Here is a 26,032-nt window from a genome sequence, read left to right as displayed (position 1 = left end):
CGCGTCTTAAATTCTTAGCTGGCTTGAAAATTAGCAGGTCTGGTCAATTCACAGGATTAGCTTTATATGTTAGTTTTAACTTTACCTAATTGGATTCCTAAAAAGCGCGGGAGTAACCAAGCGGTCAACGGTGGCAGACTCAAGATCTGTTCGTGCAGACGTTCAGGGGTTCGAATCCCTTCTCCCGCACCAAAAATTATTAGAATTCTCTTGTTTTTCATTCAGGTTACATTTATGTCAATTTTTCCATATGCTGTTACATTACTTCTGAGTTACGGCAAGAATAATGTTACATATACTTGATACAAATACTAAATACAAATACTGAATACAAATACCGAATACAAATACTGAGTTTAGAGTTTCTACAAAGACTTTTTAGGAAACAGTATTTTTGAGGATCAGTCTTATTGCAACAAAGCATCAGTTTGTAAGGTTTACAGCACACGATTTAAATAGGTCAAGATTCTTGCTTCGTAGATTTTTATTAAGTTATAAATATACCTGACCGTATCTTCATAAACTACATCAAAATCCTCATACCTCTCTGTTTTATCTTCAATTTCTCTGCTCGTGTCTTCAAATTTCCTTGTTACTTTATCAAGGCTTACGGCCGCATTATCAACACTCTTGTTTGCAGTATCCTTCAAGTTATCAATTTTATTGTTTGTCGTATTCTCAAAATTATCAATTCTATTGTTTGCCGTATTCTCCAGATTATCTATTCTCTTGTTTGCTTTATTCTCCAAATTATCAATTCTATTGTTTGCGGTATCCTTCCAGTTATCAATACCCCTGTTTGCAGATTCCTCCCATTTTTCAGCAGAACCTTTTAAATTTTCACCTGCATATATAATGTTGTCTCTGGAATTAACTACTAAGTTGCTGGCATTTGCGGCAATCTGCTGTGATATCTCTTTTACTTTTGCGCTGTTTGAAGACTCCGGAGAACTCCCGCTTCCTTCTGAAGAACTGTTATCCGAAGAACTTTTTTCAGAATAGCTTATTTCTGAGGTAGAGATCTCTATATAAACAGGAATTATACCCTCTGTTCCAGTAGATTTTCCCAATGTGGTATATGAAATTTTTATTTTGCTTTCAATATCTGTTTCTGAGGTTGCAGGAACGTTGAGTGTAACTTTAACTTCCTCAGTATCCCCAGCTTTCAGATCAAAAGAGGTTGGAGAAAATATAAACCAGCTCGCATAAGTATTGTCATCGACGAAAATCCTGTATGTTACGGTCTCATTTCCTGTGTTTGTTACATACAGGGACTGCTCTGCAGATGTTGCCGGAGAAAGATTGAAACTCATGCTTTCTGGATTTATTTTAATATCCATACTTGAGGAACCTGCAACCGCCTGTACTGAGACCATAAGGGCGATGAGTAATAAAATTTTCAATCCCATTTGAAAACCTCAAAATTTTCTGATATATATTAAGAACAATTCAGATACTATTTTTGTATAAAATATAAGATTTAATCCTGAAGTCTCAAATAAAAAATTCAGGTGTTCACAACGTGTATTTTAAACATCCACTAATGGGATTATCATATTAAAGGTGTATGATTTTGTTTAAAGGAATATGATTTTGTTATTTTCACAGTGACATTGAATATTATATCAATCAGTTATAGTTTTATGATAATTAACCTGCTATAATTAAGAAATTCTTAAAAGAGAACTTTTTCATCTCTGTATAAATAATATAGAATATAAATAATGCAAAGTAAATATTATCTCTGCGGGCTGATAAGGACTCTTTCACTGGCTCCATATTTATGCTAACATTCAGGAATTAATATTCAGAAATTGCCATCATAATACTCATAATTTAGAAAACTTTAAACATCAGTAAAAACCATATTTAAATAGCTGTTACAGGCACTACCCTCGAGAAAAGAACTTGAAAGGTAACCTGAACTGAATTCAGAAAACAGATTTTCATTTTAACCCTGGCTGAATTCAGGAATACCTGTCTTCATTTTATATTATGATCACTGCTGAGCCTATCACACATTTATAGCAGCTAATAAAGTGGATCAACACTTATCGCACAAAGGGGTTAGAATTATGAATGATACAAAACTGATCAAGGTAATTGCGGAATATCTCGCTAAATGCGCGGAAATACATGCGAGAGGAGAGTCAATACCACCGGAGAGCCTTGAAGATTTTACGATCGAAATTGTAAGCTGTCTGGATGTAATTGATATAGGCGATATCGGTAAAGAGTTGATCCCTCTAAAGCGGGCGCGGACAATTATCAGACTTGCAAGGCGTGAGTTTGAGTGGCAGTGTGACAATATGGAACACCCGCAGGACTGGGAAACCTGCCTGCGAAATGCAGCTTCAGAGCATGTATAATACCTTTCGTGAAAAAGAGAAGTGAAAAAGAGAAATAAAAAGAAAAAAAGAAAGAAAAACATTTTACCGGGATATTTTGTAAGTTACCAGAATATTCTATAACTCTTAACAGTTCCCATAGTCGACCATTTATAATACGGTGGGTACAGGGAAGTGGGGGTCAGCGGTTTTCCAACTGTTAAATTTACCCGCTTGTCGAAACTGCCTGTCTGTTTTGGGGAACCTGTACAGTCAATAAATACCAGCCCTTTGTCAGTAGTGTAAAATGCGTTGCAGGAGTGTCCAGGAACATTGGTAAACTCCATGGTTACCCATGCGGCTTTAATTCCTGCCCGCTCTGCATTGTTATGAACATCTTCTGCAAAATCGGAGCAGACATATCTTGAAGTATACAGATTCTGGTCCGTTTTATCTGCTTTTATAAATTCAATTAATTTTGCGTATGTTGTATTCGCTGCATTATTGTAATTAACAAGGGTAATTAATTTGCCGTCGCCGCCAACCATATATGTGTTACCTATGTGAGGGTTGACCGTTGTTGTGCCTGTTGCTCTGAGGCTGTTGCACAGGTCAGGCACAAAACAAAAAAAAGGTACAGGACTGTCGGGGTTTTCATCTTTATCACAGGTTAAATTCAGGTATTTTTATATAAAGTTTTTACCCTCAGTAAAAATTATCTAGCACGTATGCAACAGAAAAGACGTATGCAACAGAAGTCTATCAGATTAATGATTTACCCAACCAGGATTTAAGCTCTTTTTTATGCTTTAAACTTACAGTGAATTCTCATTTTAATTGACTTTTTAACTGATTTGTTAGATTAGAGATTTACCTCTCCCTGGTATGAATTTTTATGCCTTAATTGCCTGCTTTCTGCCCTGAAGCTGTTTGAAAAGAGCAGATTAATATAAAACCCATTTATATTGTTTGTTTAAAAAATAAGATGTGATTATATTGGGAAAAGCAGGAAGAACACCAGGAAGTGGCTTATTGCGCTGGATTTTTGGGACAATTATTATTTTGATGGTTATCGCGGGAATAAATTGTATTGGACAGGAAAATGATCAGGGTGCTGAGGAGCCTCAGCAGGTTTCACAGCAGACGGGTGAAACAGATCTGTTTGAGGCTCAGGTTCGGGCTGAAAATGCAGAACCGGACCAGGAAAACGGGCTTTCAGGGAAAGGTCCTGTTGCCGGTGAAAATCTGACTGTTCATTTTATTGATGTGGGTCAGGGTGATTCAGTTCTCCTTGAATACGATGGAAAAACCATGCTGGTGGATGCAGGGGAACGGGACCAGGGTTCAGTTGTTACGGCATACCTTCAGGATCAGAATGCTTCCAGCATCGACTATATTGTTGCAACTCATCCCCATTCCGATCATATAGGCGGCATGGGTGAAGTGCTCAACAGTTTTGAGGTCGGGTATTTTATTGACAGTGGTTTTCCGCATACCTCAAAAACCTACGAGAACATGCTGACCGCCATCGATGAAAAGGATATTCCTTTTGAAGTAGCCGAAAAAGGAGAAAAAATAGAATTTGACCCTGCTGTTGATATTGAAGTTTTGAACCCTGAATCCGAATACTCAGATGAACTTAATGAAAACTCCGTGGTGCTCAGAGTAAGCTATGGAGAAGTCTCGTTCCTGCTAATGGGTGATGCAGGGCTTGAAACCGAAGAAAGATTAATGAATGCAGGTTCTGACCTTGATTCCGATATTCTCAAAGTAGGGCACCATGCAAGCCGGTCAGGCAGTGGAGAAGCCTTTATTTCAGCCGTGAGCCCGGAAGTAAGCATAATAGAACTCGGAGCAGGTAATGATTATGGCCATCCTCATGCAGAAGTCCTTGAAAGGCTGCAGAAAGCTTCCAGGGTTTACAGAACCGATCTTGACGGCTCAATTATAGTCACAACAGACGGATCTGCTTATACTATAATTACGCAGAAAACCGGGTCCGAAAGCGAAAACCAGGAGATAGCCAGCTATAAGGAAACCGAATCACAGGAAGCCAAATCCGAAGAGACCGAATCAGAAGAGGTTGAATCCGAGATCAGAGGGGCTTCCGGCTCTCAAGAATCATCGGTATATGTCAGCGGCCTGAGCCTTAAGGATGAATGGGTTAAGATTACAAACAAAGGATTTTCTCCTGTCTCTCTGGCCGGCTGGAAGATTGAAGACGATGGCAACAAGCACGCATATTCATTTACTTCTTTCACTCTGGAATCTCAGGCTACAGTAACCCTCTACACCGGAGAGGGAACAGACACAGCTACCGAACTATACATGGGTTCAAATAGCCCGATATGGAATAATGATGGGGATACGGCATACCTCTTTGATAACAGTGGGAAGCTGGTCTCTTCACTGGAGATGTGAAGATGGGCAACTTCAAATTAACTCTCGACCGAATAGAGGGCGGCAATGCTGTACTGCTTTTAAGGGATGAAGAGTCAATAAAGCTTAACATCCCTCTTTTTTTATTACCCTCGGGGAGTAAAGAAGGGGATATTTTTGACATCAGCATTGTCAGGGATGATCAGGAGACAGAAGCAGCAAAAGAAAGAGTATCGGCTTTACTTGAGAAACTTAAAAATAAAAACCAGGGAAAATAGATGGATTATCTTTTTAATTCTCCTTATTAGAAGAGGACTTGCATACTTAAAATCAGTAGATAATCATAGTAGATAATCATAGTAAAGAACAAGCATGTCATCTCCTTTGCCTGTAAAATCCGTATCTGACCTTAATCCAAAACTTTTTTCTCTGTTTTTTCCCTTAATTCTCTGTTATTCTCTGTTTTTTCCCTTACCTTTCCATAATTTTAATTTTTGCAGCATTCCAGATTTTTTCTCTTGACAAATACCTTTTTTAACGAGAAATAACATATGTTATATAACATATGTTATCAGAAAGGGATATGTATGCCTCCCAGAACAAAATTTGACAGAGAAACCATTGTTGATGCTGCTTTTAACATAGCAAAAGAAGAAGGCTTTGCCGGAATCACTGCACGCAGCGTGGCCAAACGCCTTCACTGTTCGGTTGCGCCAATCTATATCAATTTCGAAACAATTGATGACCTGGTTAAGGCTGTGGTAGAACGTGTTTTTGCCCTTTCGGATGAACTGCTGAAAAAGCAAAAAGGGCCTGACCTTTTTGAAAACATAGGAAAAGCCAGTTTAGCGTTTGCACGGGAATACCCGGTCTTTTTCCGTGGACTGGTAATGCAGCAAAACCCATACATGGCTTCGTATGAAACCTTTCAGGAAGCTATGGTCGAAGCTCTTGCTGAGGATGAAAGTATGCGTGGCTTGACGTACAATGAACGCAGGCACTTGCTTTTAAAAATGCGGATCTTTCAAATAGGGCTTTCAGTTATGGTCGCTAATGGTCAGCTGCCTTCCTGGCTTGACGAACAGGGAGTTGAAACATTGCTTCTAGAGATGGGGGAGGATCTCCTGCTTATCCAGCAAACAAAAGAAAAGAAGGGGCATTAATGAAAAGAATAATTATTATTGGCGGGGGTATTTCCGGATTGAGTGCCGGCATCTTTGCCCGGAAAAACGGCTTTGAGAGTGTTATCCTTGAGAAAAATCCCGGTTTAGGCGGGGAATGCACCGGCTGGGACAGGCAGGTCTATCATATCGATGGATGCATCCACTGGCTTGTTGGGACAAAAGCAGGGACACCTATCCACGACCTCTGGGTTACAACTGGCGCCCTGGATGGGGTTGAGATTTTCCATCCTGAGAGTTTTTTAGCATTTGAACACGAAGGCGTTACGGTCCATCTTTACCGCGACCTTGACCGGCTCAGGGCGAGCTGGCTTGAACTGTCCCCACAGGATAAAGATGCTATTGAAGACTTTTACCAGACAACCAGAAAGCTCCAATCGTACGAAACCCCCGTCGAAAAACCTGAAGACTTAATGACATTTATGCAAAGAATCCGGTTGATGATTTCTTTAAAAGACGCAGGTACAGTTATGCAGAAATATGGCAGGATCAGCTTGAAGGACTATGCCAGTACTTTTAAGCACCCTGCACTTCAGGCTACCCTTTCTTCATTTCTACCGGAAAACTACAGTGCCTCATTCCTTTTCTTTGCCCTGGCTGCCTTTACAAAGGGCCAGGCATCCATCCCCTGTGGCGGCTCAAGAGCACTGGCAATGCGCATGGTTGAGCGTTACCTTTCCCTTGGTGGCTCCATCGAAACTCAGTGTGAAGCCGTTGAACTTACCATAGACCATAAAAAAGTCCATCAGGTTATCTGTAACAACGGCAAAATCTTTGAAGCCGATTATGTTATTGCAGCATGCGACGCACATTTACTTTATGAACGGTTGCTTAAAGGCAAGTACCCGGACCACGACTTCCAGAAGCGATACAGCAACCCTGAAGATTATCCTCTTGCCTCACAAATTCTGGTGGCGTTGGGCTATGAAGGCACATTTGGCGATCTTCCGCGAAGCCTGTCTTTTCCGGTAACCCCATTTAATATGCACCAATCTACTATCAGCCGTTTGACGATAACCCACTACAGGCATGAGCCTTCATTTGCTCCGGAAGGCTGCACTCTGATCACCTGCAGCATCAACCAGTTTCATAAAGACTATGATGCCTGGGACTCTCTCGCCCGGGACTCCGAAGCTTATAACCGGGAAAAAGAGAGAATAGGCAAAGCGGTTCTCCAGTCAATTGAAACACGTTTTCCCTGGATGAAAGGAAAACTCAAAATACTCGATGTTGCAACGCCGAAAACGTATGAAAGGTATTGCAATGCCTGCAGGGGAGCTTTCATGTCGTTTTTACCTACTGTTAGGGGAAAAATGATGGCGCATACCGGGAGAATAAAAGGTCTGGACAATCTTTTTTTAACCGGCCAGTGGCTGCAGCCTCCAGGGGGACTGCCTGTAGCAGTCATTACAGGAAAAGACACAATCATGAGGATTTGCAAACAGGAAAAAAAGCCTTTTATAAGCTCTTAATCAGGCTGGAGATGACTGACCTTACTTCATTTATCATAGCATTATCATAACCTTTCAGCTTGATGGTGAAATTAAAAAGAAGTTAAAAGAGGGTTACAAATCTATTTGAAAACTTTTCTTTTGTTTTTTCTAGCTTTTTTCCTTTTCGTATCTTTGTAGTTTCCCCAAACACACAATAATAAAGTTTTAATCAAATACGGTACTGTTATTTTTGCATAAGACTGTTAGATAAAGAGAGGGAAAACCATGAAGATAGTAGGAATATCATCAAGCCCGAGAGGCAGGAACAGCAATACGTTAAAACTGCTGGATGCAGCCCTCGAAGGAGCAAAAGAAGCAGGAGCCGAAGTTGAGTCTATTGATGTTGCAAAGCTGAATATAAAATACTGTATAGCCTGCGATAAGTGTCATAAAACAGGCGAATGCTCTATAAAAGATGACTTCCCGGCTTTACTGACAAAACTGCTGCAGGCAGACGGCATAATCTGGAGCAGCCCTAATTATATAACAAACGTAACAGCCCAGCTCAAAACAGCCTTTGACAGATGCCCTCTTGTGATCCATGAACAGCTCTTTGATGGAAAATACGGCATGTCATTAACAACTGCAGGCGGGAACGAAATTGATTTTATCCTTGACATTATGAACAATTTCACAATACAGTGCGGAGGCAGTTCTATAGGAGGCGTGGGCTGTTCTATGTCCCGCGGGCCTGAAGAGATTGAAGCAGCAATTGAAAGGTCGCGTGAAATGGGCAAAGACCTCGTTGAAGCAATAAAAGAGAAAAGACAATACCCTGAGCAGGAAGCCAGACAAAAGGCATGGAAAGAGGGGTTCAAGTATTCTATCCTTGCCCATAAAGACCACTGGACTCATAACTGTGACTACTGGATAGAAAAAGGCTGGATTAAAGAGTAAAACCAGAGATAAGCGATACGAAATAAGCATTAGTGATACAAAATAATACAGAATAATCTCTAATGATACAGGATAATACAAAATAAGCATTAATTGTAGAAACTGGATTTTCAAAGAGGATTAAAGGAAAGTGATGCAATGGGGAATGCTGCAATATTAAGTGTTGAAGAGCTGGGAAAAAAGCTTTCTAAAGCCGGAAGGCTGCAACTGCGCCCTCTATATGTTTATACCATGGATGAGGTCCCGCAGGGTGCAGTCCCATCATATACAGTGGACCGCTGTATTGCAAAGGCGATATACATTTCCGCCCTGTTTAACGAAACGCCTGCTCTTTATATTGAAGCCGGGCACGAACATTGCTGTGCTGGCGGACTGGTATGGATGGGACTGTCCGAACCGCATCCGAAATTGAAGTACTTTGTAACCGTAGGCACTCCGGATTTCCATGGAGGCGCAGCTGAACACTTAAAAGCGACCCCTGAATTGTTCGATGAGCAGAAAAAACGCGCAGGAAAAATCACTCCTCAGGGCAAATACACAGTTATTGCACCGTGCACTGATGAAATCTCACCTGAAGCTGCCAGAGCCTTTATCCTGTTTGCAGGCTGTGAACAGATCAGAAACCTCTGCGGGCTTGCCCAATTTAGCAACTCAGATCCCTTTTTCAGGACAATAATACCCGGAGGGCCTATTTGCTCTACAATGATCGCTTTCCCGGCTGGTATGGCAGAAAACGCGCCAAAAGACTCGGCTTTCGTTGGACCTGTTGACCCAACGGGAAACCCCTGGCTGCCTCCGGAATTAATGATTATGGGCATTCCTGCAGGACTTGCACGGCAGATGGCTGCCGACCTCGAAGAGTCTTTTATCTGTAAAAGGAGCAGGATAGCTTATCCTGAGAAACGTATTAGCGTAAAACCGCCGGGTTCAGACTTGCAGAAGTAAGGATACCAGGGCGAGAATCTGAAATTCAGGATACAAAGATATGATACAAAGGTAAGGATACAAATATAGAATTAAGCCTGCCCAAAAAGAAGCCCGTTCTGACATGCGCAGGGGACAGGAATTTATTTAATTAAAGAACTCAATTCTCACAAATTAAGAATCTATTCGCCAGTTGTTCGGAACAAAACTCCTCCTCCTGCGTTTATTTTCTATTTTCCTGACACTTATCTTCTAATTATTATCATTTATTATCATTCATTTAGCCATACTGGTGATCTTTTGCCTCCAAAAACTAGCCGTGAAAACTTTATCCGGTCTATTGCAGACCTCCTTCGAAAAGCAGAAATTGAGCTTCCTGATGACGTGGTGGATGCTCTAAAGGAAGCTGAAGCCAGAGAAGAAAATCAGGTTGCAAAGTCCCAGCTCCAGGCAATCCTTAGAAACATCGAGATTGCGAAAAACCACGGAGTTCCAATGTGCCAGGATACAGGCATCATGATCTTTTTTGCCGAACTCGGAACTGAGTTTCAGCCGGGTTTTAACATTGAAACCGCGATAAAGGATGCAGTTGCCCTCGCAACCAGAGAAGTCCCGCTCCGTCCGAATGCTGTTGATCCTCTAACCAGAAAAAATAGCGGGAACAATACCGGAGCAGGAATTCCGGATATTCATTGGAAACTTGTTTCAGGAAAACAGCTAAAGATCACAGTTGCTCCGAAAGGCGCAGGTTCGGAAAACATGAGCGCACTTAGAATGCTTAATCCGACCGAAACAGGCAGCATCAAAAATTTTGTGCTCGAAACCGTGATAAATGCAGGCGGAATGCCCTGTCCACCTCTTGTTCTTGGAGTAGGGATAGGAGGTTCCTTTGACAAGGCTGCCAGGCTTGCAAAAGAAGCCCTTCTTGAGCCTCTTGATAACCCCCTGACTGATTTTGAAAAAGAAATTCTGGAATCGGTAAATGCCCTTGGCATCGGCTGTATGGGGCTTGGAGGCAGCACAACCGCCCTTTCGGTACATATAAAGACCGCTCACTGCCATACTGCATCCCTTCCTGTTGCCGTAAACATCCAGTGCTGGGCAAACAGGCACGCTTCAATCGTATTCGGGGAGGAAGAATAATGGAATATTACCTGCACACCCCTCTAAAACTTGAAGATATCGAGAAACTGAATGCTGGGGACATTGTTTATATCTCAGGAGAAATCCTTACAGCCAGGGATGAAGCTCACGCAAGGATTCTCGAAATGGAAGAAAAAGGAGAAAAACTCCCTTTCTCTCTTGAAGGAGCAGTTATCTATCACTGCGGACCCCTTATGCAGCAGACCGGGTCCGGCTGGAAAGTGGTATCAGCAGGTCCTACAACCAGCGGCAGGGTGTCAAAAATGACCCCTCCCCTCCTGAAAGCCCACAAAGTCCGGGCAATTATCGGAAAAGGCGGAATGAAAGGTGTTGCAGACGCGTTAAAAGACAGGTGCGTTTACCTTGCATACACAGGGGGATGTGCAGCCCTTGCTGCAGAGCTGATAAAAGAGGTAAAAACCGTCCACTGGCCTGATCTTGGCATGCCTGAGGCTGTCTGGGTTCTCAGGGTTGAGAAATTCGGCCCGCTCATTGTAGGAATTGATGCAAAAGGAAAAGATATTTTTGCAGATGTTAGGGAAAGAGCTGAAAGATCATTCGAAGAGCTTAAAAAATAATGTTTCTCAGGAAGAACAGCCTTTTACCGGAATAAGTTTTGGGGCAGCTAACTCTCTCAAGCAATATCTGAAAAATCCTCCATTATCTCTGAGATCATGCAAGATTTGAAATTCAAAAAATTATGGAATGCCGCCTCCAGCCTGTCTGGCGGCTCTGCCCAAAAAGCAGAAGCATAGGACCAGGGGAGCAAAACTCGGGAGGATTAGATTCAGGACTCGTAATTTTTGGCTATTCGATATCTCTCTTCCTGCTCAAAATTGCTCCCGTGGTCTGTGAGAAGAGACTTATTTGAAGGTATAGTATTCAGAGGTTTGGATAATGTCCTGAAGTATTCAAAGGTTTCTTTGCCCCAGTTTACGGCTTTTTCTCCAAAAATAACTATAGTATTATTCCCTTTATCGTCACCTGTACCGGAAGAAAAACAGGCAGAAACCATTCTATCAGTTACGATAAGTGATGGAGGAATAAGGTCTTCGCCAAGCACATAAATATTGAAATTTTCAAGAAGAGATAGGGTATCAAGCTCTTCTTTAAATTCTTCAGTAAATTTTTCAAAAATGGGTTGGGTAAATATTATCGACACTGTCAGCCCTTTTTTTGCGTTCTCTATACAGACCTCAGGATAGTACAGATTACACTCTGACATAATCAAAAGTATCTGCTTTGAGTTCCTGAAAGCCTCAGTTATTTTCTGGTTTTCTGAGAGAGCATCTTCGTCCTCAGGCTGGTCGGGTACCAGTGCCATAAGTTCTTCCATTAACTTTAAAAAAACAAGTGGGGATCCCCCTGACTTAACACCAGACCAGTAATCATAATCGCCCTCAAGCAGGCTGAAAGCTTTTACAAGCGATTCTATCCTCCGGACTAGAATTTTGCCCGGAAGAGAGAGGCTGTAGGCTTTATCCTCCTGAACTATAAGCCCGCTTTCTTTCAGCCTCTTGAGCTGGGGAAGAATTGACACCTGACTGCTATTAAGTTCGGAAATGATTTCTTCGATGCCCCTTGGCTTCTCTTTTAAAAACAGAAGTAAATCTGTCCTCTTTTCGGAAGATAGGAGAACTGTAATGAGGGAAGATTTCATCAATTCTACTTTAAAAACTATAGATATATACTTTTTTCATCTGCAATATTATAGTCCCGGAATAACTGGCTCATTTCGGGGGCATAAGGGTTTCAGGCGGCAAGAAGATCGAAGCTATCATGCCAAATATTGCAGAAACCATCAGTCCCCAGAGAGAAGTTTTTATCCCATGGATGCGGACGATTATGAATCCTTTTTATCACCTTGAAATTCATAACTTTCTACCACTTCATTTTCTCCTTTAATTCTTCTCTCACTCCTTAATCAGTCCCGAATGCCCCCCTGGTTCCTGGCAGCATGATATAGATAAGGATAAGAGCGTTCACAATAACTGCAAAATTTATATCATACCATGAACCACCTGTGACCAGCACCACAAAACTCAGGCTCAGATTGAAAATCGTAATAACAGCCAGGAAGAACCAGGCCTGCCGGTCTACCTGCCAGAGCATAAGAGCCACCCACGCCCATATATAAGCGAGCAGTCCATACAAAAGAGCATACCAGAAGTTGAAAATCCGGATGTCCAGAGGTCCTAAATTAGGTAAAAAGCCAAGGAAACGAAGCATTGTGATAGCGTTAATAAATGCAGAAGCACGGCTACAGCAGCCAGTATAGTAACACCTACAGGTCTATCCATATACTTATCTCCTTATCTTATGACAAATTCCTTATAAGGCTCGCATTCGCAGTCCTGCGATCACTGCGGTAATTCCCCCAAGAATCAGGAAGAAACCGAATACCCATGGTAGAGCCAGGGCTCCTGCCAGAGTGTTAGTTAGAAGGAGAAGGCCCAGAATTATGGTGAGGATACCAAGGATTCCTGTACCCCACCCTTCTCCCTTAAGTCCTCCGATAAGTCTTACGGTACCTGTGATTATAGCCCATACTCCGATGAAAATAACAAAGAGAGTGAGAACAACTAAAGGACTGTAAATAGGATAAGTAAGTATGACGACTCCTGCAATAATGGACAGGATACCTCCGAGCAGTTTCCATAACCGATTGCCCGAAAATATAAACGCTCCCAGAACGGAAAGAATTCCTCCTGCCAGCCAGAAAATGCCCAGGATCTGTATGAGAAAGATAGTTGTTACTGCAGGACGGTATAACAGGAATAAGCCAACGATAATAGCAAAAACCCCTTCCAGAAGAACTACCCACCAGGGCGAGTCAAGAGGTTCATACCCTAACTCGCTACCAGCATTAACTGTCTGTTCAATGACATCATCTGATTGTTCCATATAATCCATCTCCCGAGTATGCCTGATGATAAGTCAGTGATATGGATGGATATATATCAATTGGCAAATATAAAATAACCCTATATTAATTCTTGAAAAAGAATCTTTTATCCAGAAGTCCATCATTTAGCCTTCCTGTTCTTCAAAAAAGATTAAAAGAATAAAAAGGAATACCAAATTAAATAGAAAAATAGAAGAGTTTAAGATTTAAGCTTTCTTAAACCTAAATTCTTCTCAAGAACTCTTACTGCAACTCTATTTTCCAGGAATCTTCAGGGCTGTTTTTGTCCATGCTTTTGCATGATGGAAAGAACGCCGGGTTTGGTCTCGAAGTAGAAGTATTTCTCGTCTTCTCCTGCCATCACCATTGCTAAGGAAGCCCAGGATTCTTTATTGTATCTTTTCAGGGTAATTGTCGATGTATCAATCTTATTTTCCTTTACCCAGGCTTTTGAAACCCTGAATTCTATTACTGTCCCATCGGTATTTTCGGAGTTTTCTAACCCTTTACTCCCATCCGCAAGATCCAGGCGCCGGGTAAGTTCAGCAGTCGAAAAGACCTCAGGTCCTCCAGAGAAATCACTATCCAGTTCAGTGCTATCTTCCGAATAGTCCTCCTCAAGATCCTCTTTTCCTGAAACATCCATTGCGGAATATTTCCAGGATTCAAAGCTTACTCCCGGGGTACCGGATTCAGGGCTTATCAGGCCGAACTCTGTTTTTGAATCAGAACCCTTTTCCGAGGCTTCAACTGCCCATGAGTTTTCTGCAGATTCTTCCGAAAAGTCCGTATAATCCTGCTTTCCAGAAGTATTATTTCCGGGCAAATCCGAACAGTTGAAAAGACACATTACCGGCAGATAATCCATGCTGCCTGTGTTAAGACTGATGATATAAGGTGTATCTCCGATTCCGTCTCCGTCGGTGTCCTCTCCTTCATAATCACTCCAGTAGTTCCCTATTTCCGAGCTATTCCAGATATTAAGATATTCGTCTTCAACGTTAATCGGGTTGTTGAAATAATTGTTGTAAATGAGGTTCCCGTAGCTCCCATTAATCTGGATGCCCATGTCAGAGTTGTTTGAAACAATGTTTGACGTAATGTTATTTCTATCAGGGCTTGTCTTGTCCCCGCTGCCCGTGCTGTCGTCTTCCAGGCATACGCCGTACAGATTGTCGAGGGCGGTATTGTTAATTAAATTATTATTCTCGGACATCCACAGGTAAATACCAACCGAGTTTGAGCTGGCATCAGTATCAATAGCCGTGTTATTTTCTGAAACCCATGTAGAAAGCCCGTAATAGTTCAGGTTTGCAGTGTTTTCTTCCAGAATGTTATCATTCGAGAATGTCAGATCGATTCCGTAACTGTTTTCCCATGCATTATTATTTATTAACCTGTTGTTGTTTGAAGATACAAGATAGATGCCTTCAAAGTTGTAATAAGCCAGGTTCTCTTTAAATACGTTGTTTTCTGACTCATAGGCAAAAATTCCATTGATATTATCTGAGGCACTGTTATTATCAAGACTGCTGTTTTCGGAAGCAAACAGATAGATACCGTACCAGTTTCCTTCAAGATTATTGTCTGCAACTATGGCATTTTCCGAACCGGAAACATAAATGCCCGCATCGTTGTATAAAACACTATTATTGGTAAGCATACCGCCATCGGTGCTTTCCAGATAGATTCCTATAAGGTTGCCCGATACGCTGTTGTTTTCGAGTTTTGCGCCATCCGTATTATTGAGGTAGATCCCGAACAGGTTGTCTTCCAGGACAAGATCCCTGGCAGAAACGTTCTGGCAGGAAACGAAATAGGCTGTTCCTGCATTTGAGCTCGAGTCAAGCACAATGTCTTCGGATTCATTTACATAGAAGTATATCGGCCTGCCATCCACGAGGTTGCTTGTTTCGATGCTGTTAGGTTCGAGCAGCCCCTCGGCCCCGAAGTTAAAGTAGTTCTCTGACATTGTGTTGTTTTTAAGCGTATTGCCCCATGAATTAAACATGTAGAACCCGTAAATGTAATTGGAATCAGCGGTATTGTTCTCTATTATATTTTCACTTGCATTTTCTAAAAGGAAACCATACTCTATGTTTGAGTCCGCATCATTGTTTATGATTTTTCCCTGCCCTGAATCCAGGAGATACATTCCTACATCGTTATTTACAAGTGTGTTGTTTTCAAGCAGGAAATTGCTGGTATTGCAAAGGACAATTCCCCAGAAGTTATTTTCCATTTCCAGGTCCCGGACAGTTACATTCTGGCAGTTAATACAGAAAACCTCTCCTGCCCTGGAAGAAGAGTTTATTTCAAATCCGCTTTTTCCAACAACATGGTAGACGTAACTGCCGTCAACTCTATTGCTCGTATCAATATCGTTTAATGAAGCAAAGTCTATGATTACCAGGTTATACTCATTATTCCCCATCTCATTATGGCGGAGTATATTATCCCCCGAACCTTTGAGACGGATTCCGCACGTATTTGAAATAGCTATGTTCCTGTAAAGGGTATTGTTACCGGAATATGATACATAAATTCCTGCGTCCGCGTTTGAAATTGCGTAGTTTGACTGAATTGTATTGTTGGATGAACCGTAAAGGCGAATTCCGTGCAGGTTATCTGTGAGAATATTGTTGCAAATGTTGTTTTCGTGTGCATTATAAAGGAAGATTCCATAGTTTGACAGACGCCCATTTGAATACTTGCCTGCTCCGATTATTGAAAAACCGTTGATAGTTACGGAATCAGCTGTAACGTAAAACACGCAGTCATCAGGATTGTCTGACTGGACCACAGTGGATTCAGGCCCGCATTCAGAAATGATTGTCAGTGGTTTATCAACATTTACTGTTTCATAATACCACCCGTCACGGACAATAATCGTAGAACCTGCGGCTGCACTGTCAACTGCTTCCTGGATTGAAGAATATGTATCAGGATCGGTGCCCGGTGCGTCGTCATCAACATATATGGTTGAATTCTGCTCTCCAAGGGAAACACAATCCGTCCATGAAGCATTATTAGCCCCAAACTCATTTTCCACGGAAAGGGTTACTGTGTAAATACCTGCTTCTGTGTATACATGTACCGGGTTCCTTTCGTTGGATGTGGTTCCGTCCCCAAAATCCCATTCCCAGGCAGCAGGGGAATACCGGCTTGCATCAAAGAAACTGACTGTTAATGGAGCAGTCCCTGAAGTAACGTCACGCACAAAAGCCGCTTCAGGAGCTGCGTCCCTGTCAGTGAACGCTTTTATGCAGGCATTTGAGTTTTCATAGATAGAAGAGAGATCTATCCAGCTCATGCCGTCAGGGCTGACATAACTTTCCCCGGCTGAAGAAGAAGCCTGACTGCTGTATCCTTCTACCGGGCACTCAAGAGCAACAGGATACCCGTAATCAGGAGCACTGAGCCTCAGGACAACAGAGAAATTCTGTCCTTCCTTCAATGAAATTCCTTTGTCCAGCCGGACAGTATGGTATCCTGCATAAGCAAATGTCCCCTTCTCAGATGCTTCCGGCCCTTCAGGGTTTACAGGCCCGGAAACAGGATCGGCATAGATATAGACCTCGTATTCGGCTCCTGAATCCGTGGTATAGAAACTGACAGCGTTGAGAGTTTCATCCTCTTCGGCTGTGAAAATATTGGCAGCCCAGGAGTATTTGCTTCGGGCATATCCGAAGCTGCTGACCCAGCCCAGAGGATCATACTGGTATATGGAATCATAATTATCCAGATTTTCTGCCGTATAAACGAAATTTTCTTTGCCTATTCTCGAATCATAATAAGAGACATAGAAATAACCGTCCTCTCCCCATTCGGATCCCCAGGAGTTCTTTACAATAAAGGCACCGTCTTCAGGAGCATCAGGGTTGAATTTGTTTCTGTCAAAAGAATCGTCCCAGCCAACAATAGCTACCAAGTGGTTGGAAAAGTCCTGCCCGTCATAGTAATAGCTGTTGTTAACAGCATCAAAAATGGCACTATCCATACAGATTGTGGTGGCAACTGCCCCATATTCTTTCAGAGCCTGTTTAATATTGTCATTGTCCAGGGCATCCTCTCTGTCCGGAATGAACAAAATCTCCTGTACATGTTTTACTGCCGGAAGCCCTTCGGGAGAGATGCCGGAATGAGGGTCGTAAGGGTCATCCGTTTCAACAACAGGCCCATTCCAGCGGGCAAGGTAAGATACGGACATCAGTGTGCACCCACCTTCGGAAAAATCGAAGCCATCGGAATAATATGGTGTGAGCAAATTTTTCATGTTATTTTCCGAAAAATCCCAGGGTTCTGAGGGAAGCAGATAGGATTCAAGCGAAGAATAAGCCCCATGAGCCCAGCAGCTTCCCTGGTCTTTCTGATCTTTTACAGTGCTGGTTTTTCCAAGCTTCCGGAGGTCATAAGAGGGTTCAAAAGAGTGCGCATCTCCCTCATCTTCAACCGCTTTCAGGTGAGAAAGACCTACAGGAGCCGGGATCAGCCCCGTTGAGTAATCTTCTGCCTCAACTTCAGAGGTTGACACTTCCGGTAAGGAATAAATCAATCTTTCAGTATTTTCTTTTATGTTTAACTGTTCCTGATACTCCATAAAAGCCGGATTAAGAGGAGCAACAGAATACGCTCCTCCGTAGTTTTCTTTTAAAACCGATTTACTTTCATCAGCTCCACTGGAAGCTGCTGCAAGACCTGAAATAAGTATGGACAAAAATATTAACTTAATAATAGCGTTTACACCTCTCATAAATAACCTCCCATGAATAGTAAATGAACTGTTTTTACAACCCACTGGCGTTTTTAACAGGTATTTTCTGTTAAAGAAAATGAGAATCCTCAGGCGTTTAAGAAAAAAAATGATCGTACCCGATAAAAATTCGAAAACCTGAGAATACTGTTTTTCCATTTACCTGGAAACTGAATTAATAAATGAATTAATCAAAGAAGTCGAGTACAACATACTAACATTATAATATTCTACAAAAATAGACAATGAAGTGTATAAATAAATTTCGTAATTTACACTTAGAGACCACTGAATGTTCCGGAGAAAAGGAAAACTAAAAATCCCAGAATTCGGGTGAAAATGAATCCTTAAATCTTCAGGTGAACGTGAATCCTTAAGCCTTCAGGTGAAAATGAATCCTTTAACCGACAAAAACAGACCACACAATTTGATAACAAAAGAGTTAGAAGGCAAAGACGTAAATCATATAAATCCCACACTCCAGAGGGATCAGTGATGAATCCGACAAACAGCCGGGATATTCCCCTTTATATCTACCATGCAGGGCAGTGTGACCCTAAAAAATGCACGGGAAGAAAAATGGCACGCTTTGATCTTGCCCGCCTTTATGATAAGGTCTCGAGGCTGCCCCGTTCGGCAATTTTACTTGATCCTATGGCAGAAAAAGCCCTGTCACCGGCAGATAACCCTAAAAAAGGGATTATCGTACTTGACTGCTCCTGGGAAGAAGTGGAGAGAATTTTTCCTGAGCTTGGGAAATTAGGTCTTGAACACAGGGCACTCCCTTATTTGCTTGCAGGAAATCCTGTAAATTTCGGGAGGCCTTTTAAACTTAATTCTGCAGAAGCCTTTGCAGCCGCCCTTTATATTCTTGGGCACAAAGAGCAGGCAGAAAAAGTCCTTTCAAAGTTTAACTGGGGGCACAGTTTCCTTGAGCTGAACAGGGAACCTCTTGAGGAATATTCAACAGCAAAAAACAGTACTGAAATTGTAGAAATCCAGAGCCATTATATCTGAATACGGCAGTATCTGGATAGAAATTAAAACAAATCAAGGAAAGCCGACCAGGGAAGGAAAATTATCTAATTATCCGAGACAATTGAAACGGACTCGCAAATTTCAGGATAAATAAAAAGTATCAGATATAAAGGGCTGAAAGGAGCCATATGCGGTGAAACAGGAAGTAAGAAAGCAGATTGGCGTCATAGGAGCCGGAAACTGCAGCAATGAGACCGGAGTCCTTGCTGAAAAAGTAGGAAAAGAAATTGCAAAAAAAGGAGCCGTCCTCCTCTGCGGGGGCATGGGGGGAGTAATGGAAGCTGCAGCCCGCGGAGCAAAACTTGAAAAGGGAATGACTGTAGGGATCTTGCCCGGAACATGCAGAGAGGATGCAAATCCCTGGATAGACATAGCCATTCTTAGCGGAATGGGGCATGCCAGAAACGTTCTTATAGCCCAGTCTTCGGATGCTTTGATTGCCGTTTCAGGAGAATACGGAACCCTTTCGGAAATAGCTCTGGGGATAAAAATGGGAAAGCCTGTACTTGTTCTTGACTGTAAATGGGATATCGAAGGCACATACAGGGTAAGAAGTGCTGAAGAGGCTGTAGAACTTGCTCTGGAACTCATAAAAAGCCGATAAGGAGCGCAAATTAGAGAAAAAACATGAGATAAAAGGTTCAGGAATACGAAAAAGTATCTCCGAAAAAAGCCTGAATAAAGGGTAAAATCAGGATAATTCCAGAGCATACGGGCTTAATTTTGGTTACCGACAACAGAAATTTTGAAATTTGATCCAAAAATTTATATTCAAAAAGGAAACTTCAAAGATTAGGAGGCAGGCTTCGACTCAGACTGGCAGGAGTTTTGGGGTACGCCAGTTTTCCTCCGCAAAATGTAAGAAAAGTAAAACCGGAGTTTTAAATGCATCTAATCGTAACGGAAAAAAATATAGCAGCAAGGAGGATAGCTGCGATTCTGGCTCCAAAAAGTCCTAAAAAGGAAAGAGTCAGCGGAGTAGACGTATACCGGTACGAGGTTGGATCCGGCGAAAGCAGACAGGAAACTGCAGTAGTTGGGCTTTCCGGCCATATTGTCGGGATAGATTTTCCAAAAGAATATAACAACTGGCAGAAAATTGATGCAAGAGCCCTGATAGATGCCGAGATTACGACAACCCCCATAAACCGGAAAATAGTGACTGCTTTAAAGAGCCTTGGAAAAGAGGCAGACAGGGTCACTATCGCGACCGACTACGACCGTGAAGGAGAATTGATAGGAGTCGAAGCTCTGAATATTATTAAACAGGTCAACCCGAAAGTTCCTTTCGACAGAGTCCGTTACAGCGCAATAACTCCAAAAGCAATTGAAACCGCATTTGCAAATCCTACAAACGTTGATTTTAACCTCGCAGATGCAGGCCACTCCAGGCAGGTAATTGACCTTGTATGGGGGGCTGCACTTACCAGATATATTTCCCTTGCAGCAGGCAGGCTCGGAAAAATGTTCCTATCCGTGGGAAGGGTCCAGTCTCCAACCCTATCTCTTATTGTTGATAGGGAAAAAGAAAGGAATATCTTCGTCCCGACACCGTACTGGGAAATCCATGTTGAACTTGAGGATGCAGCAGGAGAGACATTCTCAGCCCAGCACTCAACCCGCCGCTTCCTTGAGAAAGAGGAAGCTTCAAAGGTATTCAGGAAACTGGGCAAGAAAGCGGAACTAAAAGAGATCGAAAAAGGGACAAAGACCGACCAGCCCCCTACTCCATTTAACACTACAGGTTTTATCAGTGCGGCAAACTCAATAGGGCTCAGCCCGGTAAATGCTATGCGAATAGCCGAATCCCTTTACACTAACGGTTATATCTCATACCCAAGGACAGACAACACTGTTTATCCCGATACTCTGGACCTCAGGGCTCAAATAGAGATTTTCAAAGAAGGACCTTTCAGGGAATATGCAAACGCTCTGCTTGAGAAGCCCGAACTTGTCCCAACCCGCGGGAAAAAAGAAACTACGGACCACCCTCCTATATTTCCTGCTTCCCTGGCAAAAGAAGCTGACTTAAAAGAAGAGGAATGGAAGGTTTACGAACTTGTTGTCAGGCGCTTTTTTGCAACCTTTGCCGGACCGAGCATATGGGAGACGATGCGCCTTAAACTCGACATCGAAGAGGAAGAATTCAGGGCAAACGGAGCAAGACTGCTTGAACAGGGCTGGCGCTGGTATTATCCGTATAATGCTCCTGAGGATAGGCTTCTCCCGGAACTCAAGGAAGGCGACTTATTAAAAGTGATAAAGAAAGAGATGCTGGATAAAGAGACTCAGCCCCCGGGCCGTTACGGACAGGGCAGGCTTATCAATATAATGGAAGATCTCGGGCTTGGTACAAAAGCTACCCGTCACGAAATTATCAGCAAGCTGTATTCCAGGGCTTATATACACGGAAACCCTGTCCAGCCCACGAATACCTCTTTTGCCGTAATGGATACCCTCGAAAAATATTCGCCTACTATTACAAAGCCGGATATGACAAAGCTGCTTGAAGAAAATATGGACAAAATAGCAGAGGGCAAAATCAAAGAGGATACTGTCCTTGATGAATCCAGGGATATGCTCAAGCAGGTCTTTTCGGAACTTGACAAAAACAGGGATAATATCATAGAATCCCTGCAGGCGGGCTTAAGGGAAGACAAAATCATAGGCAACTGCTCCCTGTGCGGAAACGAACTCATGATCCGCCGTTCTAAAAGGGGAAGCCGCTTCATAGGCTGCAGCAATTATCCTAACTGCACTTTTTCCCTTCCCTTGCCAAAGAGCGGCCAGATTGTGGTTATCGATAAGCAATGCGAAACACACGGCCTGCACCATATCCGCATTATCAACCAGGGAAAACGCCCATGGGACCTCGGCTGTCCCCAGTGTAACTTTATAGAATGGCAAAAAACTCAGCAGGAAGAGCAGGCACAACAGCCTAAAAAAGAAAAGCCGAAATTCATAAAAGACCTCGAAGGCGTTGGAAAAGCCACAGCAGGAAAGCTTGAAGAAGCAGGAATCACAAGTGTGGAAGCCCTTGCAGAGGCTGACCCTGTTGAACTTGCAAAAACAATAAAGATCAGTGTAAAGAAGGTCAAAAACTGGCAGACATCATGCAACGGGGCAGTTGAGGACTTATAAGTCCTCAATCATCTCTTTATTTTCGTTTATTACAATGTAAGTGCAGAGGGCCACGAACATCCCAGCCTGAAGCTCAGGAGTGAAGTGAACTCTCGCTCTTCGTTTTTATTAAATCTCTAGGTTATCAATTTTTTAAAATAAGTTGATCCGGCATAACCCGCCTTAAAATTTCAAACCATCGTCGGTTAATGTAATATTATTATTTCCAATAAAAATAGTATCATGCACATTCACACCGTTTATGGTTTGCCTGGGAGTATCGTTTATCTCCACTTTACGGTCAGTTATGTGTATTTTCTTGCCTCCGACATAGAAAATCCCGCTTACTGCCACGTATCCGTCTTCCGTGATTCTGGCATTGAAAACAACATCACTATTTTCTTTTCCTGTCAACGTAAGACCGTTTCCTTTCTCGATCTCTCCCTGCACATCAAACTTTTCACTGATTTGAGTAAACTCGTTTCTCTCGATTTTTGCTATTATTTCGGAGTCTTCACCCCGGATCTCTGCAGTCAGAACTGGACCGTTACCGCTGTTTTCCAGAGTAAATAAGTGAGTCTTTTCTCCGGTATTCTCCTGATATGATACTGTATACATCTGGTCTGCAAACACATTCGATCCAAAGATAAGCATATAATCGTCGTGAGTCATGTATTTCCACCCCTGAATTTTTACACATGTTTACTGATGGATTACAATATTAATATTACCTTTTTTTTGAATTTTAAGCTTCTTTAAGGATCGATTTGTGGGAAACTGAGTCTTCGGTTTGCAGATAGTAATTAACCTTATGGACTCGATTGAAGGAATTGTTGAACTAAATACGACTGGATAAAGGGCCGAACTCAGGATAAGATTTAAGGGATCGAGATACGGACAAGAAGTATGAGTTGTTTGCCAGATAGAAAATACAAACTTGAACTGGTTTAAGCAAACTGGAAAATGAAACAGGAATTTAAAATATTTTTCTTCCTGTTATAATACCCTATCGGTAACAAAAAAGTAAAAAAACAAAAGAAAACAGGTCAGTACTCGACCTGCTCTATTTCTTTTATCTTTTCCCTGAACAGGGTATATGCCCATAACTGGTAAACGATGACTACAGGCACGAATACCAGTGCTCCTCCGAGCATAACACTCAGGGTCATGTGGCTTGATGCTGCCTCAAAGATATCTATTCCGTATTCGGGAGAAACAGAGGACTTAAGCATGTAGGGATAGATACTTGCAAGCCCGGTCTGGACAACGAAAAGGAATGCCAGGAGGTTGCTGAAAAATGCAGGGAATACCTTTTCCTGTTTTGCAAAGAATAAGGCAAGGACAGCTGCCATTACAGCAAGAACTGGCAATAAGTACAGGGCTGGCATGGCTGAATAGTTGGTTGTAAAACCTTCTATACCCACAAAGGAATATGCCAGATAGACCAGAGCAAGCACAGGTACAATAAGAGTGCTCTTCTTTGCCATGCCGCCTGCTTTGGCAGCTACGGAACCTTCGGTCTTGATATTGATCCAGAGCGCACCTGAAGTAACACTCAAAAGCACAAACAGGACACCGCCTATCAATGCATACGGACTGAAAAGTCCGGGAAGTGTACCTTCATAAATTCCCCCTGAGGCGATTTCAAGCCCTTTGAAGAAGTTCGCAAATGCTACTCCCAGGACCAGGGAGATCAGCAGGCTTCCGGCAAACCATCCCCACATAAAGGCTTTCTGTATCCCGGGATTTTCATCCTTGTGGAGGTATTCCACGGAAATGCCCCTTGCTATCAGGCCTATAAGAAGCAGCATCATAGGAAGGTACAGGAAAGTAAACATCTTCGAAAATGCCAGAGGGAATGCAGCAAATGTCCCGCCTGCAGCCAGGATGAGCCATACCTCATTACCGCCCCAGAACGGACCGACAGAGCTCTGGACCTGCATCCTCTGCACCTTATCTGTGGCAATGAATGGTGCCAGAAGGCCTGCTCCGAGGGAGAAAGAGTCTACAACGAAATAAACTCCCCATATTACACACCACAGGAAGAACCAGATAACAGCAAGCATATCGTGTGTAAGAAAATCGAACATCTTCAATCAACTCCTGCAGCATTGACAACAGTCTTCTTTATAAGGTACATCTCAAACACCAGCAGGACCAGATAGAATGAGCTGATAAGGACAATACTTAACAGCACATCCGATACGGGAACCAGTGATATCCCATTAGCTGTTTTTAAGAGACCGTATACCAGCCACGGCTGCCTTCCTGCCTCAGCTACAACCCAGCCGGCAATAATGGCTATGTATGGGAGCGGAATTGACAAAATTAGCAGCTTCAGATATTTATCTGATGTGTACAGTTTGCCCGACTTTTGAAGATAAAGGCCTGCAAGAGCCTCTATAATGAAAAGGGATCCCAGGATCGTCATCAGCCTGAAGCTCCAGAATACCATCCCCACAGGTGGCAATTCGTCCTGAGGTAGCTGGTTTAGTCCTGTTATTGTTCCGCTGAAACTCCCTGTGTACAGGAAACTTGCAAGACCGGGAATTCCCAGGAGCTCAACAATATTGGAACCGGTGCTGGAATCAGGTATCTGTATAAGGTACATTGGAACTGAAGAGCCTGATTCCCATATAGCATCCATTGCCGCTCCTTTAGCGGGCTGGAGCTCAGCAACATACTGTGCGTAACCGTGACCAAGGACTGAGAGCATAACTGATGTAACGAGTGCTATGATAACTGCTATGCGGAAAGACTTTTTGAATACTTCATTGCTGTTCTTTTTAAGGAAATGGTATGCACAAACCCCCATAATCAGGAATGCGGTAAGCAGGTAAGCAGAAAGCAGGGTGTGCACCAGCATGTGCCACACATAGCTGTTTGTAAGCAGGGCAAAGAAATCTGTCATAACCACCCTGCTCCCATCATCAGCCATCTCATAGCCTACCGGATTCTGCATAAAGCCGTTTGCAGTTATAATCCATAATGAAGATACGTTAGTGCCAAGGGCAACCATCCACATGGAAAATGCCTTCAGTTTCTGTCGGGAGCGGTCAAGGAACAGCCATGCTCCAAAAAAAGTACCTTCAAGGAAGAAAGCCAGTAACGCTTCCACTGCTAAAGGCGGTCCAAAAACATCTCCCATGAATTCCGCATAGGCTCCCCAGTTAGTACCGAACTGGAAAGTCATTGCAAGACCTGTCACCAGGCCTATTGCAAAGTTTATCTTGAATATTCTGCCCCAGAAATCGGCCATCCTGCGCCAGGTTTCATTTTTGTTCCTATAGTACATCGTTTCCATGCCTGCCACTAACAGCGCAAGCCCAAGTGTTAGTGGAACGAACAGGAAATGGAACGCAACTGTTATGGCAAATTGAAGCCGGCTCAATAAAAGCAACTCAACCATTCATCATCCCTCGTTTTTTTGTATTATTACAATCCGGAAAAGATCCGAATTTTAATGGATCACTTATAACTGTTACATTTATACTTATGCCTGTATTTATTATAGTAGATTTGCAAATACATAACGGTTCTGTATACATTAATGGCGAAAAGAAACGGATTTTTTACGTTATATGTCCATAAACTATTGCGAACAATTATTTGAGGCGAAGCGAATTGGTGCCTTAATAATGGCCCCTTCTCAAGCAAACTCGATGCTCTCTCCCCATGCTTTATAAAAATACTCGGAAAAATTCTATCACGCTGCTGAAAGAAAAAAAATGCCTCGAGAATAGATTCATGAATGGATAAAACAAAAAGAAAGCTTAGATTAAGTAATAAAAAAGTTAAATAGAGTAATCATAATAGAGTAATCAAAGAGAGTAAACAAAGAGAGTAATCAAAGAGAGCATATCTGATAAAAT

The 26,032-nt window shown here is 42.5% G+C and carries 21 protein-coding genes and 1 tRNA gene; 13 read left to right on the top strand and 9 right to left on the bottom strand.

The annotated features are described in order from the left end of the window. Positions 1–106 precede the first annotated feature (106 nt). Positions 107–192, top strand: a tRNA-Leu gene (locus RSJ42_RS06230). 245 nt (positions 193–437) lie between these two features. On the opposite strand, the gene RSJ42_RS06225 is transcribed toward RSJ42_RS06230, so the two are convergent. Beyond that, the gene (locus RSJ42_RS06225) at positions 438–1,409 is read right to left on the bottom strand and encodes a hypothetical protein (protein ID WP_410509810.1); all 972 of its coding nucleotides are present in this window, start codon (positions 1,407–1,409) and stop codon (positions 438–440) included. A 666-nt stretch (positions 1,410–2,075) separates the two neighbouring features. Between RSJ42_RS06225 and RSJ42_RS06220 the strand changes: the two genes are divergently transcribed. Continuing rightward, positions 2,076–2,369: a hypothetical protein gene (locus RSJ42_RS06220; protein WP_410509809.1), complete on the top strand. Its 294-nt coding sequence runs from the start codon at positions 2,076–2,078 to the stop codon at positions 2,367–2,369. A gap of 83 nt (positions 2,370–2,452) precedes the next feature. On the opposite strand, the gene RSJ42_RS06215 is transcribed toward RSJ42_RS06220, so the two are convergent. Further along, a complete protein-coding gene (locus RSJ42_RS06215) occupies positions 2,453–2,947 on the bottom strand; it encodes a hypothetical protein (RefSeq protein ID WP_410509808.1) in 495 nt (164 codons plus the stop codon). A gap of 367 nt (positions 2,948–3,314) precedes the next feature. Here RSJ42_RS06215 and RSJ42_RS06210 point away from each other — a divergent pair, with 367 nt between their 5' ends. The 8 genes from RSJ42_RS06210 (at position 3,315) to RSJ42_RS06175 (ending at position 10,922) form a co-directional block, all read left to right on the top strand. Next, positions 3,315–4,748, top strand: coding sequence for an MBL fold metallo-hydrolase (locus RSJ42_RS06210; protein ID WP_410509807.1), 1,434 nt, complete (start codon positions 3,315–3,317; stop codon positions 4,746–4,748). 2 nt (positions 4,749–4,750) lie between these two features. Further along, positions 4,751–4,984 (top strand): DUF3006 domain-containing protein, encoded by a 234-nt coding sequence (locus RSJ42_RS06205; RefSeq protein WP_410509806.1) that lies wholly within the window; start codon positions 4,751–4,753, stop codon positions 4,982–4,984. Positions 4,985–5,293: 309 nt separating this feature from the next. Beyond that, positions 5,294–5,869 (top strand): TetR/AcrR family transcriptional regulator, encoded by a 576-nt coding sequence (locus RSJ42_RS06200; protein WP_410509805.1) that lies wholly within the window; start codon positions 5,294–5,296, stop codon positions 5,867–5,869. Next, complete coding sequence (locus tag RSJ42_RS06195; RefSeq protein WP_410509804.1) at positions 5,869–7,359, top strand: phytoene desaturase family protein; 1,491 nt, start codon at positions 5,869–5,871, stop codon at positions 7,357–7,359. The genes RSJ42_RS06200 and RSJ42_RS06195 overlap by 1 nt, the downstream gene beginning before the upstream one ends. A gap of 246 nt (positions 7,360–7,605) precedes the next feature. Next, positions 7,606–8,277: a flavodoxin family protein gene (locus tag RSJ42_RS06190; protein WP_410509803.1), complete on the top strand. Its 672-nt coding sequence runs from the start codon at positions 7,606–7,608 to the stop codon at positions 8,275–8,277. Between the two features lie 138 nt (positions 8,278–8,415). Then, a complete protein-coding gene (locus tag RSJ42_RS06185; protein WP_410509802.1) occupies positions 8,416–9,222 on the top strand; it encodes a DUF169 domain-containing protein in 807 nt (268 codons plus the stop codon). A 279-nt stretch (positions 9,223–9,501) separates the two neighbouring features. After that, positions 9,502–10,344 carry a fumarate hydratase gene (locus tag RSJ42_RS06180; protein WP_410509801.1) on the top strand — a complete coding sequence of 281 codons (843 nt, stop codon included), beginning with the start codon at positions 9,502–9,504 and terminating at the stop codon, positions 10,342–10,344. After that, the gene (locus RSJ42_RS06175) at positions 10,344–10,922 is read left to right on the top strand and encodes a FumA C-terminus/TtdB family hydratase beta subunit (RefSeq protein ID WP_410509800.1); all 579 of its coding nucleotides are present in this window, start codon (positions 10,344–10,346) and stop codon (positions 10,920–10,922) included. Before RSJ42_RS06180 ends, RSJ42_RS06175 begins: the two co-directional genes overlap by 1 nt. 209 nt (positions 10,923–11,131) lie before the next feature. Here the strand turns inward: RSJ42_RS06175 and RSJ42_RS06170 are convergent, their stop codons facing one another. The 4 genes from RSJ42_RS06170 to RSJ42_RS06155 form a co-directional block, all read right to left on the bottom strand. After that, the gene (locus RSJ42_RS06170) at positions 11,132–12,004 is read right to left on the bottom strand and encodes a helix-turn-helix transcriptional regulator (RefSeq protein WP_410509799.1); all 873 of its coding nucleotides are present in this window, start codon (positions 12,002–12,004) and stop codon (positions 11,132–11,134) included. 260 nt (positions 12,005–12,264) lie between these two features. Next, entirely contained in the window at positions 12,265–12,573 is a 309-nt protein-coding gene (locus tag RSJ42_RS06165; RefSeq protein WP_410509798.1) for a hypothetical protein, read from the bottom strand. Positions 12,574–12,675: 102 nt separating this feature from the next. Next, positions 12,676–13,248 carry an HdeD family acid-resistance protein gene (locus tag RSJ42_RS06160; RefSeq protein ID WP_410509797.1) on the bottom strand — a complete coding sequence of 191 codons (573 nt, stop codon included), beginning with the start codon at positions 13,246–13,248 and terminating at the stop codon, positions 12,676–12,678. A gap of 272 nt (positions 13,249–13,520) precedes the next feature. Then, complete coding sequence (locus RSJ42_RS06155; RefSeq protein WP_410509796.1) at positions 13,521–18,002, bottom strand: NosD domain-containing protein; 4,482 nt, start codon at positions 18,000–18,002, stop codon at positions 13,521–13,523. A gap of 495 nt (positions 18,003–18,497) precedes the next feature. Between RSJ42_RS06155 and RSJ42_RS06150 the strand changes: the two genes are divergently transcribed. From RSJ42_RS06150 to RSJ42_RS06140, 3 genes are all read left to right on the top strand, one after another. Beyond that, positions 18,498–19,019, top strand: a complete 522-nt coding sequence (locus RSJ42_RS06150) for a DUF367 family protein (protein WP_410509795.1) — start codon at positions 18,498–18,500, stop codon at positions 19,017–19,019. A gap of 154 nt (positions 19,020–19,173) precedes the next feature. After that, the gene (locus RSJ42_RS06145; protein WP_410509794.1) at positions 19,174–19,644 is read left to right on the top strand and encodes a TIGR00725 family protein; all 471 of its coding nucleotides are present in this window, start codon (positions 19,174–19,176) and stop codon (positions 19,642–19,644) included. A 281-nt stretch (positions 19,645–19,925) separates the two neighbouring features. Then, positions 19,926–22,181, top strand: coding sequence for a DNA topoisomerase I (locus RSJ42_RS06140; protein ID WP_410509793.1), 2,256 nt, complete (start codon positions 19,926–19,928; stop codon positions 22,179–22,181). Positions 22,182–22,343: 162 nt separating this feature from the next. Here RSJ42_RS06140 and RSJ42_RS06135 read toward each other — a convergent pair whose 3' ends face one another. The 3 genes from RSJ42_RS06135 to RSJ42_RS06125 all read right to left on the bottom strand — a co-directional run bounded on the left by RSJ42_RS06135 (position 22,344) and on the right by RSJ42_RS06125 (position 25,569). Further along, positions 22,344–22,832, bottom strand: a complete 489-nt coding sequence (locus tag RSJ42_RS06135; RefSeq protein WP_410509792.1) for a hypothetical protein — start codon at positions 22,830–22,832, stop codon at positions 22,344–22,346. A 374-nt stretch (positions 22,833–23,206) separates the two neighbouring features. Then, on the bottom strand, positions 23,207–24,250 hold the full coding sequence (gene cydB, locus RSJ42_RS06130) for a cytochrome d ubiquinol oxidase subunit II (protein ID WP_410509791.1): 1,044 nt from the start codon (positions 24,248–24,250) through the stop codon (positions 23,207–23,209). A gap of 2 nt (positions 24,251–24,252) precedes the next feature. Further along, the gene (locus RSJ42_RS06125) at positions 24,253–25,569 is read right to left on the bottom strand and encodes a cytochrome ubiquinol oxidase subunit I (RefSeq protein WP_410509790.1); all 1,317 of its coding nucleotides are present in this window, start codon (positions 25,567–25,569) and stop codon (positions 24,253–24,255) included. Positions 25,570–26,032: the final 463 nt, after the last annotated feature.

The sequence above is a fragment of the Methanosarcina hadiensis genome (assembly GCF_046529725.1).
GTDB lineage: Archaea > Halobacteriota > Methanosarcinia > Methanosarcinales > Methanosarcinaceae > Methanosarcina > Methanosarcina hadiensis.
The sequence above is the reverse complement of the archived record's forward strand: the minus strand, read 5'-3'. Positions and strand labels throughout refer to the sequence as shown.

Bases quoted from the DNA above. Each gene is read 5' to 3' on its own strand.
- RSJ42_RS06225 (WP_410509810.1), bottom strand. From the start codon at position 1,409: ATGGGATTGAAAATTTTATTACTCATCGCCCTTATGGTCTCAGTACAG.
- RSJ42_RS06220 (WP_410509809.1), top strand. From the start codon at position 2,076: ATGAATGATACAAAACTGATCAAGGTAATTGCGGAATATCTCGCTAAA.
- RSJ42_RS06205 (WP_410509806.1), top strand. From the start codon at position 4,751: ATGGGCAACTTCAAATTAACTCTCGACCGAATAGAGGGCGGCAATGCT.
- RSJ42_RS06200 (WP_410509805.1), top strand. From the start codon at position 5,294: ATGCCTCCCAGAACAAAATTTGACAGAGAAACCATTGTTGATGCTGCT.
- RSJ42_RS06195 (WP_410509804.1), top strand. From the start codon at position 5,869: ATGAAAAGAATAATTATTATTGGCGGGGGTATTTCCGGATTGAGTGCC.
- RSJ42_RS06190 (WP_410509803.1), top strand. From the start codon at position 7,606: ATGAAGATAGTAGGAATATCATCAAGCCCGAGAGGCAGGAACAGCAAT.
- RSJ42_RS06185 (WP_410509802.1), top strand. From the start codon at position 8,416: ATGGGGAATGCTGCAATATTAAGTGTTGAAGAGCTGGGAAAAAAGCTT.
- RSJ42_RS06175 (WP_410509800.1), top strand. From the start codon at position 10,344: ATGGAATATTACCTGCACACCCCTCTAAAACTTGAAGATATCGAGAAA.
- RSJ42_RS06170 (WP_410509799.1), bottom strand. From the start codon at position 12,004: ATGAAATCTTCCCTCATTACAGTTCTCCTATCTTCCGAAAAGAGGACA.
- RSJ42_RS06165 (WP_410509798.1), bottom strand. From the start codon at position 12,573: ATGCTTCGTTTCCTTGGCTTTTTACCTAATTTAGGACCTCTGGACATC.
- RSJ42_RS06160 (WP_410509797.1), bottom strand. From the start codon at position 13,248: ATGGAACAATCAGATGATGTCATTGAACAGACAGTTAATGCTGGTAGC.
- RSJ42_RS06155 (WP_410509796.1), bottom strand. From the start codon at position 18,002: ATGAGAGGTGTAAACGCTATTATTAAGTTAATATTTTTGTCCATACTT.
- RSJ42_RS06150 (WP_410509795.1), top strand. From the start codon at position 18,498: ATGAATCCGACAAACAGCCGGGATATTCCCCTTTATATCTACCATGCA.
- RSJ42_RS06140 (WP_410509793.1), top strand. From the start codon at position 19,926: ATGCATCTAATCGTAACGGAAAAAAATATAGCAGCAAGGAGGATAGCT.
- RSJ42_RS06135 (WP_410509792.1), bottom strand. From the start codon at position 22,832: ATGACTCACGACGATTATATGCTTATCTTTGGATCGAATGTGTTTGCA.
- cydB (WP_410509791.1), bottom strand. From the start codon at position 24,250: ATGTTCGATTTTCTTACACACGATATGCTTGCTGTTATCTGGTTCTTC.
- RSJ42_RS06125 (WP_410509790.1), bottom strand. From the start codon at position 25,569: ATGGTTGAGTTGCTTTTATTGAGCCGGCTTCAATTTGCCATAACAGTT.